The following is a 12,502-nucleotide window of genomic DNA, read 5'->3' as shown; positions in this document are numbered from 1 at the left end:
TCCCTGTGTCGACTGCTCACGGGTGCTACCGTTTGGCGCTGGTCATGAAACTGTCACCGAACTGTGGCAGCGCGCCGCTACGAAATTCATCAGACTCGCGCTTCAGTGGGGATTTGCATTCTGGTGTTTCTTTCATGCGGGCTTTCTGGGTTTTTCTTCTCTTCGTTTTCAGTGTTCCTGCCAGCTTTGCCGCACCGCGTTGTGACGCACAGGTGCCGGTGCAGCGCGCCGAGCTGGGCGCGGTCAGCGTGGTCTATCAGAGTGTTGGGGCACCCCGTGACCCGGCCTTGCTGTTGGTCATGGGCCTGGGCGGGCAACTGATTCATTGGCCCGATGACGTGGTCGAGGCGTTGTGCCGCCAGGGTTTTCGGGTAATTCGGTATGACAACCGTGACGTTGGCCTGTCGCGCTGGAACCAGCTACCGCCGTCGGCAAACCTGACGGTAGAACTGTTGCGCTACAAACTGGGCCTGCCGGTGGCCGCGCCCTATACGCTGACCGATATGGCGGATGACGGCTTGCGCCTGATGGACGCCCTGGGTGTGCGTGAGTTTCATGTGCTGGGTGTGAGCATGGGCGGCATGATCGCCCAGCACCTGGCTGCGATGGCCCCCGAGCGTGTACGCAGCCTGACGCTGGTCATGTCCAGCTCGGGCGCCGCCGGGCTGCCGGGGCCCGACCCAGCGCTGGTGCAGTTGTTGGCCCGGCGCAGCGCGCCAAGTCGGGAAGTGGCCATTGAACAACAGGCTGACCTGTTGGCGGCGCTGGGTAGCCCCGAGGTACGTGACGACCGTGCCGTGCTGTTGCACCAGGCCGCGCTGGCCTATGACCGTGCATTCAACCCGGACGGGGCCAAGCGCCAGATCATGGCAATACTGGCCGAGCCGAGCCGCGTGGAATTACTGAACCGGCTTCGGGTACCAACGCTGGTGGTGCATGGTACGGCTGACCGGCTGTTGCCGGTGATGCATGGCGTGCACCTGGCGGCGCACATACAGGGCAGCCAGTTGCGCCTTATTCCCGGGCTGGCGCACCGCTTTCAGGAGCCCTTCAAGGCGCCGCTACTGGGTGCGGTACTGCCGTATCTGCGAGCGCATCGTCAGGATGTGACGCATATCGCCGGGTTGTGAACCCGCAAGAGTCGGCCATGTTCAGTGCATGCGCACCCACAGCGTGACCAGTACCGTAGCGGCCATCAGCCAGGCCACGGTCGCCAATGCCAGCGAAGCTTCCAGCCGCAGGCGGTCGACCAGTACATACAAGGTGGCCAGGTACACGAAATACGGAATGATCGACCACATGCCAAACAGGATGGTGGTCTTGAGGTCGGCGATGCTGCGGCCTTTGCCGACGATGTAATGGGCAATCAGGGCAAAGGTCGGAAACAGCGGTACCAACCCGGCAATGTAGTAATTACGGGTTTTCGACAGCATTGCCAGCAGCACGACCACGCCAGCCCCCAGCGCAGCTTTGAATACCAGGTCCACGTTGTATTTCCTGATCGGGTTGAAGGTCAGCCGAGGCCGTATTTTTTCACTTTGTCGAACAGCGTGGTCTTTGCCATGCCCAGCTCCTGGCTGGCCTGGCTCAGGTTGCCCCCGGTGCGTTGCAGGGCATCGCTGAGCAGGTTGCGTTCGAACGCCTCCACCGCCTCGGCAAAACCCAGGCCCTGGCTGGCGCCACCGCTCGGGCCCTTCTTGAATGCCGGAAGCCCCAGCGCGTACCGCTCCGCCACGTTGCGCAGCTCCCGCACATTGCCCGGCCAGTCATGGGACATCAAGCGTGACAGGGTCTGGCTGTCCAGTGCGGGTGTTTCGCGGTCGAAGCGCAGTGCCGATTGATGGAGGAAGTGCTCGAACAACTGCAGGATGTCCTCACGGCGCTCACGCAAGGGTGGCAGCTCGAGGGTCACCACGTTCAGCCGGTAGTACAGGTCGCTGCGAAATTGCCCGCTCTGCCCCAATGTGTCGAGGTCGGCCTTGGTGGCGGCGATTACCCGGCAATCCACGGCAATGCTCTGGTTCGACCCCAGCCGCTCCAGGGTGCGCTCCTGCAACACGCGCAGCAGTTTGATCTGCAAATTGACGGGCATGCTCTCCACTTCATCGAGGAACAGCGTCCCGCCATTGGCGTGTTCGATCTTGCCGATGCGGCGTTTGCCGGCACCGGTGAAGGCGTTGGCCTCATGGCCGAAGATCTCGCTTTCGAACAGATTCTCCGGCAGGCCTCCACAGTTCAGGGCGACGAACGGCTGGCCCTGGCGGCGGCTGAAATCATGAAGGCAGCGGGCGACGAGCTCTTTGCCAGTGCCCGTTTCGCCCTCGATCAGCACATTTGCCGAGGTGTCGGCGACGTTGGCGATCAGCTCGCGCAGGTGCTCCATGGCCGGCGAGCGGCCGATGATGCGGCCCTCCAGGCTGCTTTGGCCGGCCAGTTGGCGGCGCAAGGCCGATACCTCGCGGGACAGGCCGCGCTGCTCCAGCGCGCGGCGTACCACGCCCACCAGCCGCTCCGGTGAAAAGGGTTTTTCCATGAAGTCATAGGCGCCATTGCGCATGGCGCCGACAGCCATGTCGATATCACCGTGCCCGGTGATCAGCACCACGGGCAGGCTGCGGTCGCGTGCTTTCAGGCGGTTGAGCAATTCCAGGCCATCGATACCCGGTAGGCGGATGTCACTGACCACAATGCCGGCAAAGTCATCACCGATGCGCTCCAGTGCCTGCTCGGCGCTGCCCACACCCTCGCAGGCGATGTCCTCCAGCGCCAGGGCCTGTTGGCAGCCAAGCAGCACATGCGGGTCGTCTTCGACGATCAGGACGGAAAGAGGTGCTGGGTTCATGTGTGCTCTGCCAATTCGCTGGGGGGAGAAGCCAGTGGCAGGATCAGCACGAATGCCGTGCCGCCAGTGGCGGGGTGCTCGACGTTGAGGCTGCCTTTGGCCGCGGCGGCAAGGCTCGCTGATAAGGTCAGGCCCAGGCCCAGGCCATGTTCGCCTGGTTTTGTGGTGAAGAAAGGTTCGAACAGGTGCTTGCGGGCTTCGGCGTCGATGCCGTGGCCATTGTCACGCACCTGCAGGCGGTATTTGTCGCCCTGCAGTTCACCGTCCAGCCACAGCGCCGGCAGCGGCTGGGCGGCCATTGCATCCAGGGCATTGCCAATCAGGTTCACCAGAATCTGCTCAAGGCGGGTCTGGTCGATGGCCAGCAGCGTATCCTCGAACTGCCGATGCACCTGCAAGTGGCAACTGCTGATGCGGTCGGCCAGCACTTGCAGGCTGGCATCGACGGCGCTGGCCAGGGATGCGGGGCCATTGTCATCGGCGCGCCGGGCGAACGAACGCAGGCTGGCAGTGATGCGCCCCATGCGGTCGACCAGGTCATTGATGGTGCGCAAGTTGGCACTGGCAGTTTCCAGCGCGCCGCGTTCGATGAAGCGCACCGTATTGCCAGACAACGTGCGCAGCGCTGCCAGGGGCTGGTTGAGCTCGTGGGCGATGCTGGTGGACATCTGCCCGATCGCCGCCAGCTTGCCGGCCTGCACCAGTTCGTCCTGGGCATGGCGCAGGGTCTGTTCGGCGTGCCGGCGTTCGCGTATCTGCCCCTTGAGGCGCTCGTTGCTGGCGCGCAGGTCGGCGGTGCGTTCGGCGATGCGCCGTTCCAGCTGGCTGTTGGCTTCTTCAAGCGCCTCGCGGGCGGCCAGGCGGGTGGCGATGACCTTGCGCCGTTCGTTCCAGGCGATGCCCAGAATGGCCAGCAGGGCGAACGCGACAGCCACCAGTATGCCCTGCACCATGGACTCGCGGCGCAGGTCCTGCAAAGGGGTCAACAGGGTGAAGTGCCAGGGGGTGTCCGCCAGGCGCCTTGTCTGGGCCAGGTATGCCACTTCGTGAGGCTTGCCCTGAGCGGTTTCGCTGTTGGCTGGGAAGGTGAGTTTTTCTACGCCGTCGGCCAGCGTTTCACGGCCCAGCGGTTGCAGCTCGTTCAGCGGCCACCAGTAATATTGCAGGCTGCGGGCCAGGCGCTCCTTGATCTGGGGCGTCAGTGGGCGCACCGACTTCAAGCGCCGCGCCGGGTCGCTGGACAAAATGATGATGCCGTTCTCGTCACTGACGAACGCCTCCAGGCGGGCCCGTTGCCAGCGTTCTTCGAGGGTATCCAGGCGCACCTTGATCACGGCCACGCCAATGACCTTGCCGTGCTCTTCCAGGCCATGGGCCAGGTAGTAGCCGGCTTCACCGGTGGTGCTGCCAATGCCATAGAAGCGCCCGGGTTCACCGCGCACGGCAGTCTGGAAGTAGGCGCGGAACGACAGGTCTTCGCCAAGGAACGAGTCGGCGTCGCGCCAGTTGCTGGTGGCCTGTACCCGGCCATTGGTGTCCAGGACGAAGATCGCGCGGCTGCGGCTACGCCGGTTCAGGCCTTCGAGGTACTCGTTGACGGTTTGCCGCGATTCGCCGTCAGGGTCGGTCAGCAGGTGCGACACGCTGTCTTCCAGCTCCAGCAGGCTCGGCAGGTAGGTGTACTTGCTGATCTCGCTTTCCACGGTGCGCGCATGCAGCTCCAGCTGGCGCTCGCCGGTTTCGCTGAGGGTGCGGATGCCGTTGTTTTCGCTGATCACAAAACCAGCCATCCCCAGGCCGACCATCAGCAGGATGATCAGGGGCGGCAGCAGCAATTGACGAAGAAGACGGGCGTTCACGGCAGGCTTGGCAGGGAGAAGAAGCGAGGGGTCGCATTTCATCACAGTGGCCCTGTCACGGCCAGCACCGCTGCCTGAATGCGCAGCGGTGCCGGCCGGTTCGATGGGGCAAAATCAGTGTTGCAGGATCTTGCTGAGGAAGTGCTGGGTACGTTCGTGGCGGCCGCTTGGGTTGCCGAAGAAGTCTTCCTTCTGGCAATCCTCGATGATGTGGCCTTTGTCCATGAAGATGACGCGGTTGGCCACTTTGCGGGCGAAGCCCATTTCGTGGGTCACGCACATCATGGTCATGCCTTCGTGGGCCAGCTCCACCATCACATCCAGCACTTCGTTGACCATTTCTGGGTCCAGTGCGGAGGTCGGTTCGTCGAACAGCATGACGATCGGGTCCATCGACAGCGCACGGGCGATGGCTACACGCTGCTGCTGGCCACCAGACAACTGCCCCGGGTGCTTCTTGGCGTGGGCGCTCAGGCCAACGCGCTCGAGCAGCGCCAGGCCCTTCTTGGTGGCCTCCGCCTCGCTGCGGCCCAGTACCTTGCGCTGGGCAATGGTGAGGTTTTCAGTGATGGTCAGGTGTGGGAACAGTTCGAAGTGCTGGAACACCATGCCCACCCGGGAGCGCAGCTTGGGCAGGTTGGTCTTGGCGTCGGCGATTGAAGTGCCATCCACCACGATGTCGCCCTTCTGGAAAGGCTCCAGGGCGTTGACGCACTTGATCAGGGTGGACTTGCCCGAGCCGGACGGCCCGCAGACCACGACCACTTCACCTTTCTTGACGTCGGTGCTGCAGTCGGTCAGTACCTGGAAGTCCCCGTACCACTTGTTGACGTTCTTGATGGAAATCATACGGTGATCCTTTTTTGCAGGCGCTTGACCAGCCACGAAGCGGAGAAGCTGATGATGAAGTACACGACACCGGCGAAGATCAGGAACTCATGGGAGCGCCCGATGATGTCGCCGTTGGAGCGTGCCGAGTTGAGGAAGTCCACCAGGCCCACGGTGTAGACCAGCGAGGTGTCCTGGAACAGGATGATGCTCTGTTGCAGCAGCAGCGGGGTCATCTTGCGAAACGCCTGGGGCAGGATGATCAGGCGCATGGTCTGGCTGTAGGTCATGCCAAGCGCCTGCGCGGCGCCCATCTGGCCCTTGGAGATCGACTGCACGCCAGCCCGGACGATTTCACAGAAATACGCGGCCTCGAACATCATGAAGGCGACCACGCAGGAGGTGAATGCACCGATCGGGGTGTCTTCGCCGGTGATCCAGCGCAGCACGAACGGTACCGCCAGGTAGAACCAGGTGATCACCAGCAGCAGCGGGATGGAGCGGAAGTAGTTGACGTAGGCCCCGGCCACGTTGGCCAGCAGCTTGTTGGACGACAGGCGCATCAGGGCCAGCAGGGTGCCCAGCACGATACCGCCTACAACGCCCATGACCATCAGTTCGAGGGTCATGACCATGCCGTCCCACAGGGCAGGCAGGGCAGGGATGATGCCGCTGAAATCCATGTCCATTTATTTACCCCCCACGGAGATCAGGCCAGGCACGGCGACTTTTTTCTCGACCAGACGCATCAGCAGCATCAGGCCCATGTTCAAGGTGAAGTAGATCAGGGTGGCCAGGGTGAACGCTTCGAACAGGTTGGCCGAGAATTCGGCGGTTTGCTTGGTCTGCGCCAGCAGCTCCATCAGGCCGATCAGCGAGGCCACGGAAGAGTTCTTGAACACGTTCAGGAATTCCGAGGTGAGCGGCGGGATGATGATGCGGTAGGCCTGGGGCAGCAACACATTGGTGTAGATCTGCGACAGGCTGAAACCCATGGCCCGGGCTGCGGACTCCTGGCCCCGTGGCAACGCCTGAATGCCCGTGCGAACCTGCTCGCACACCCGCGCGGCGGTGAACAGGCCCAGGCACACGATCACGCTGATGAGCGCGGAGGTGGTCGGGTTAAGGTCCTGCTTGAACCATTCCTGCAAGCCCTCGGGCAGCAGGTCGGGTACCAGGAAGTACCAGATGAACAGCTGCACCAGCAAAGGCACATTGCGGAACAGCTCGACATAGGCGGTGGCAATGCCGGACACCAGGCGGTTCGGCACGGTACGCATGACACCCAGCACCGACCCCAGCAGCAAGGCGATGATCCAGGCAGAAATGGCGATGGCGATGGTCCACCCCAGGCCGGTGATGTACCAGTCCAGGTAGGTTTCGCTGCCCACGCCGGTGGACTTGAAGAATACGCCCCAGTCCCAGTTGTAATTCATCGGGATTTCCCCTCAGACGGTTGTTTCACGGGCACCTTCTTGCATCCGAGAGCGCAAGGCCCTCGGATGAAAGGTTAGACACTAACGGGGGGCCTGCAGGTTTAATTGGCGCTGTGCAGCGCCGCAGGCCCCAGGCTGGGGGTCAGGACTGTTTGTCGTCGGCCGCTTTGTCAGTAGGCTCGGCGATCAGTTTTTTCAGCTCATCGCTCATCTTGAACTGCAGGTTCAGGCCCTTTGGCGGGATCGGCTGTTGGAACCACTTGTCGTAGCTCTTGTTGACTTCGCCCGACTTGAAGTAGCCCACGATGGCGTCATCGACTGCTTTCTTGAAAGCTGCGTCATCCTTGCGCACCATGCAACCGTAGATTTCGTACGACTGCGGGGTGCCGGTGATGACCCAGTCCGATGGTTTGCGCGCTTTGGCCATTTCACCGGCCAGCAGGGCGTCGTCCATCATGAATGCCACCGCACGGCCGCTTTCGAGCATGTTGAAGGCTTCACCGTGGTCCTTGGCGGAAATCACGTTCATCTTCATTTGCTTGTCGGCGTTCATGGCCTTGAGCAGGCGCTCGGACGTGGTGCCGGCGGTGGTCACCACGTTCTTGCCCGCCAAGTCCGGGAAGTCTTTGTACGCAGGTTGACCGTCTTTCACCTTGGTCAGCAGGCGCGTGCCCACTTCGAAGATGCCCACGGTGAAGCCGACTTGCTGCTGGCGTTCGACGTTGTTGGTGGTGGAGCCGCATTCCAGGTCGACGGTGCCGTTCTGCACCAGCGGAATACGGGTCTGGGAGGTGACCAGGTTGTACTTGACCTTGATGTCCGTGCCCAGTTGCTTTTTCAGGGCATCGACAACGGCCAGCTGGATGTCATGGGAATAGCCCACCGGCTCGGGCTTGCCAGCCAGGTAGGAAAACGGGATGGAGGAGTCGCGGTGGCCCAGGGTGATGGTGCCCGAATCCTTGATCTTCTTCAGGGTGCCGGTCAGCTCCTCAGCCATGGCTGGCGAAGCGATCACAGCGGCCGCGATGGCGGCGCCCAGCAATTGACGAACGATACGCATCAAATTTTCCTCGACGTGTTTGTTTTTTTTATGGAGCCGTTGGCGGACTCTTTCGTTCAACGAATACAGCAGCTGCGCGTGCATCCGGTGAACAGAACAGAGCATGAGTCGTGCCAAGCCCCCCAACCGATGGTAGCCCCGCGAAAACGCTGGGCGTAACCCCCATAGGCAGGTTTTCTGCTGATAAAGGTTGATCGGTAATTCGAATGGTTACCCCGTTTTGCGTTCGGTAACCCGAACGAATGCCTGGGTGTCATGCGTGTTCAGTACCCAGCCATAAGTAACACCTGGTGGTGACAACTGCATGTTGTGCTCGGCGTTTTTCTGCGAGGAGCTTACGCCGTGGCCGTTACCCCTATCCCTTCCGACTCTGTCGATGCCCTGGTGGCGCGCCAATTGCCCTCGTGGCTGCGCGGTGTCGATATCGACCTGCTACTCACCTTCCAACGTGCACTGCGTTACCAGCAGGCTGCAGCGGATACCGTGCGCAAACGGCTCGACGGCCTGCCGGGGCTGGACGCCTTTGCCCGTCCGCTGCTGGAGGCGGCCCTGGGCGCACAGGGGCTGACCGGGATTGATGTGCTGGCTGCCCGCGTGGTCATCGAGCAGAAAGTGGCGTTGCCCAGTGCGGCTCCACGCCTGCATGAGCCCTTGCAGACGCTGCACAGTAACCAGTCACTGCTGGCGGCCGCGCTGCACAACTTTCACGAAAGTGAAACCTTTGCCGCGTTGCACCGCCGTGCGCACCTGCTCGATGCCCAGGGCCAGGTGCTGGCGCTGCCCTTCGAGACGTTCGCGCGCGTGTGCCGGCAGCTTGACCTGGGTGGCCAGTATCAGCAACTGCTGCGGGCGCGGTTGTTCCCTAAAAGCCGCCCCCCCGCCTCTGCAGACTTCGCTCAGGCGGCGGTCCGCCGGTCATTCGAAGAGCATCAGCGGGCCGACTTGGAGGTTGCCGTGCGAATGGCCAGGATCAAGGGCCAGCTGGATGAAGCGCCATACCTGCGCCTGCTACCGCTGATCGCCCGGCAACCAGTCACTGCAGCAGGGCCAGGGACTGTGATACCGCGCCAGTTGTACCTGCTGGGCAAGTGTGTGGAGGGGGCGCTGGTGCTGGAGCTGCGCGAAACGGCCGAAGGCTCTCTGCAGAACCTGGTCTGCTGGCTGCCGGCAGACCCGGTGCGGGCGATAACCCAGCACACCTGCTGGGACGCGTTGTTCGATGATATGGGCGTGCGCCTGCGCAAACCAGGGTATGCCCGCTATTTCGCGCGCTTCATTACCGAGCGGGACCGACCTGCATTCACCACCCAGTTGGAGCGCTTGATCAAGACGGGCAACAGCCACCGGCCACTTGAGCTCGACGGGCGGCACTTTGCAATCGAGGAGCCCGTCTTCGCCTACTTGCGGGGGCGGCTGATGCAGAAAATGCTGGACGATGCCCGTGTGCTGGCTGTGCCTACCGTGGATCAGACCATCCTGGAGCGGCATCAGCGCCTCGAAGCCCTCAAAGGCGCAGGGCTTGAGCTCATCAACCTGGCCGCGCTGTTCATCCCTGGGCTGGGCGAAGCGATGGTGGTCGCGGCCGCTGCTGACATCGCCGGTGAGGTATATGGCGGCTATGCAGCCTGGCGGCTTGGCGATCGGCAAGGGGCGCTGGACCACCTGTTCAATGTGGCGCAGACCTTTGCCATCGGCGCCTTGCAGGGGGTGGGCCAGGCTGGCGCGGGGTACGCCCTCCAGCGCTTTGGCTTCGTTGATGCCCTGACCCCGGTGCACGAAGACCAGTGCCGTTTCCGCTTGCGACAGCTGCCCGAATCGCCCCATTACCTGGATAATGCAGGCGCCCTGGTTCGCAGGTTTGGGGGTGCACTGGCCGATACCTCCGACGATGCCGCCAACGCGTTGCTGCACATTACCGGCCTGACCTGCGAGGGGTTGAGGGGCCTGCACCTGCAGGGCGAGCCGGCGCCCGCCCGGTTGCTTGATGCCCATGCACGCGATGAGCTTCATTCCCTCGAACCTTTGCTGCGACCGGCCGCCGTTGAGCGTGCCCTGATGGCGCAGACGCAGGCGCCCAGCCCAGCGGCTGCACAGTTGATGCACACCTTCACCGGGCTGACGGTACAGGTTGCCGAAGAGATCCTGCACCATGCCACGGGCGAGCAAGTTGCCGTGCTAGGCAGCGGCAAGGTACCGCTCGCCCTGGCTGAGCGGGCCCGCTGGGCTGTGCGGGAGAGCCGGCTGGACCGCGCGCTCATGGGGCTCCAACACGCTGCCGCGGTCAATGAAGACACCCTGCGCCTGGCGCTCGCGCTGCTGGACCAGATCGCCCCGTGGATGGAAAGCGTGCGTGTGGAAGTGCGCCAGGGCGAGCCGCTAGGGCGTGTGCTGGCGTGCAGAGGGGCGCCGGGTAGCCTGCCCAAGTGGGTGATTGTACGCACCAGCGAGGGCTTCCATCTTGAAGGGGGCGGTTCCCAGGTCACGGAACAGAGCTTGTTGGACTGCCTGCTGATGACGCTGGACGGCCCTCAGAAGAACGCATTTGGCGGCGCCAAAGCGACCGCGGGCGCCCTGGGGGATGGTTTGCTGCGCCAGGCGTCGGTAGACCGGGCCGCGACCGCACAGGCGATGGGGTTGGCCGCCTTTGGCGGACGCTTCAGCCCACCCCGGCGGCTGCATGACGGGCGTGTGGGTTACCCACTGAGCGGCAGGGGCGAGAGCAGCCGGCACGCCCTGCGCTGCGGTATCCGTGCCATTTACCCCATGCTCAGCGATGCTCAGCTGGATGCCTACATTCAGCGGCTTATCGATCAGGGGGTTGGCTTGTGGGACCACCTGGCTGAGCTGGAGCTGCGCCTGCACGGCTTGCGTCAGGCCTTGGAAGCGTGGACGCGTCAGCGCATCAGCTTTTTCGATGGCCGCCGCCGCCGTCGGGTCGCCACACAGATTCGACGGGCCTGGCGACGCAAGACCGGGGAGGGTGAAAGCGGGGACTGCGTGCTGCATGTAGTGGACGAACGCGTGGGCAGCCTCCCCAGTCTGCCCGCAGATATCGACTTCCAGCACGTTCGCCGCCTGACGCTACGCAACCTTGGGCTGGAGCAGATTCGCGCGGAGTTTCTGTTGCGCTTCCCGCAGTTGCACGAGCTCGACTTGCGCGAGAACCAGCTCACCCAGTTACCTGCGGGCCTCGAACTGCTCGGGCAGTTGCGCGTCCTGCGTTTGGGGCGCAATCGCATCGCATTAGGCCCCCGCACCACGGAGACCCTGGGCAGATTACCCCTGCTGGAAGTCTTGGACCTCAGTGGCAACCCGTTGGGAATGATGCCCGACTTGTCCGGTTTGCGGGGCCTGCGGGAAGTGTACTTGCGCGGTACAGGGCTGCAGGACCTGGGCGACGGTGCACAGTTGCCGTGGCGCGGGCTGGCGGACTTCCGGGAAAACCAGATCCGTGAGGTCAGCGCGCAGCTACAGACGCTGGGTGGCCGGCTGCAGCAACTGTATTTGCATGACAACCCGCTGGATGAGGTCAGCCGACGGTTGCTCAATGAAGCCAGCGGCATGGGGGACGGTGCCGGTCGTGCTTCACCGGTGCACATGATCGCTGACAACGAACTGCGTGATCGCTGGATCGGCCAGGCCACGACCGAAGTGCGCAGCCGGCGTATGCAGATCTGGGCAGATTTGATTGAAGAACGCGAGTCTGCAGACCTGTTCAGGTTTCTCGCCGATTTTGCCGAGTCTGAAGACTTCAACGAACGCGCGCATTACTACCGCGCCAGGATCTGGCGCATCCTCGAGTTGTGCAGCGAAAACACCGATGTGCGTGAGGCCGTGTTCCTGCAGGTGCAGGGCCCACAAACCTGCGATGATCGCTTGCTGTTACTGCTGAGCCAGCTCGAGCTGAGATTGCACATTGCCCTGCACACTGCGGGCATCGGCGAAGCGCAGACTGAATCTGCGCTGGTGCGCTTGGGGCGCTCACTGTACAGGCTGGATGAAGTTGACCGTATCGCTGCGGTTCATATCCGGCAGATGCGCCGGGACCCCTACGCCTTGGTGGATGATATCGAAGTCTACCTCGCCTATCGGGTAAACCTGGCCCAGCGCCTTGGCCTTCCCGTGCAACCGGCCTACATGAATTTTCCCGAGTTCAGTGGCGTCAGCAGCCGGCAAATCCGGCTGGCCGGTGACACGGTGCTGGCGGAGGAAAGCCGCGCAGCGCTCAGTGCTGCGCTGGCGCAGCGAGAATTCTGGCAGGCGTTCGTCCGCACCCGTTATCGGGAACGCTTCGAGGCGCTGGCAGCGCCCTTTCACGAGAGACTGGAGGCCTGCGAGCAACAAACAGCACAAACGGGCGAACAGGCGTATCTGGACCAGGCCGCAACCTTGATGGCTGAACTCAATGCACAGGAGCAGGCGCTGTACCTTGCCCTGGCCACCCAGGCGAACGAGCGGGGGTGAAGCAAAGGCGGCC

The 12,502-nt window shown here is 63.0% G+C and carries 9 protein-coding genes; 2 read left to right on the top strand and 7 right to left on the bottom strand.

Annotated features, from left to right (window positions below; genetic code table 11):
- Positions 1–134 precede the first annotated feature (134 nt).
- Positions 135–1,130 carry an alpha/beta fold hydrolase gene (locus IAE38_RS12450; protein ID WP_201164923.1) on the top strand — a complete coding sequence of 332 codons (996 nt, stop codon included), beginning with the start codon at positions 135–137 and terminating at the stop codon, positions 1,128–1,130.
- Between the two features lie 21 nt (positions 1,131–1,151).
- Here the strand turns inward: IAE38_RS12450 and IAE38_RS12445 are convergent, their stop codons facing one another.
- From IAE38_RS12445 to IAE38_RS12415, 7 genes are all read right to left on the bottom strand, one after another.
- Entirely contained in the window at positions 1,152–1,487 is a 336-nt protein-coding gene (locus IAE38_RS12445; RefSeq protein ID WP_028633262.1) for a GlpM family protein, read from the bottom strand.
- Between the two features lie 26 nt (positions 1,488–1,513).
- A complete protein-coding gene (locus tag IAE38_RS12440; RefSeq protein WP_201217779.1) occupies positions 1,514–2,842 on the bottom strand; it encodes a sigma-54-dependent transcriptional regulator in 1,329 nt (442 codons plus the stop codon).
- Positions 2,839–4,743, bottom strand: coding sequence for a sensor histidine kinase (locus tag IAE38_RS12435; RefSeq protein WP_201217778.1), 1,905 nt, complete (start codon positions 4,741–4,743; stop codon positions 2,839–2,841). Before IAE38_RS12435 ends, IAE38_RS12440 begins: the two co-directional genes overlap by 4 nt.
- 72 nt (positions 4,744–4,815) lie before the next feature.
- Positions 4,816–5,550, bottom strand: a complete 735-nt coding sequence (locus tag IAE38_RS12430) for an amino acid ABC transporter ATP-binding protein (protein ID WP_028633259.1) — start codon at positions 5,548–5,550, stop codon at positions 4,816–4,818.
- Positions 5,547–6,218: an amino acid ABC transporter permease gene (locus IAE38_RS12425; protein ID WP_201164926.1), complete on the bottom strand. Its 672-nt coding sequence runs from the start codon at positions 6,216–6,218 to the stop codon at positions 5,547–5,549. The genes IAE38_RS12430 and IAE38_RS12425 overlap by 4 nt, the downstream gene beginning before the upstream one ends.
- On the bottom strand, positions 6,219–6,965 hold the full coding sequence (locus IAE38_RS12420; protein WP_028633257.1) for an amino acid ABC transporter permease: 747 nt from the start codon (positions 6,963–6,965) through the stop codon (positions 6,219–6,221).
- Between the two features lie 142 nt (positions 6,966–7,107).
- Entirely contained in the window at positions 7,108–8,025 is a 918-nt protein-coding gene (locus IAE38_RS12415; protein ID WP_201217776.1) for a glutamate/aspartate ABC transporter substrate-binding protein, read from the bottom strand.
- A gap of 342 nt (positions 8,026–8,367) precedes the next feature.
- On the opposite strand from IAE38_RS12415, the gene IAE38_RS12410 reads away from it, so the two are divergent.
- Positions 8,368–12,489: an NEL-type E3 ubiquitin ligase domain-containing protein gene (locus IAE38_RS12410; protein ID WP_201217774.1), complete on the top strand. Its 4,122-nt coding sequence runs from the start codon at positions 8,368–8,370 to the stop codon at positions 12,487–12,489.
- Positions 12,490–12,502 lie beyond the last annotated feature (13 nt).

The organism is Pseudomonas sp. S32 (assembly GCF_016648095.1).
GTDB classification, from domain to species: domain Bacteria; phylum Pseudomonadota; class Gammaproteobacteria; order Pseudomonadales; family Pseudomonadaceae; genus Aquipseudomonas; species Aquipseudomonas parafulva.
This window is presented reverse-complemented; position numbering and strand designations above follow the sequence as displayed.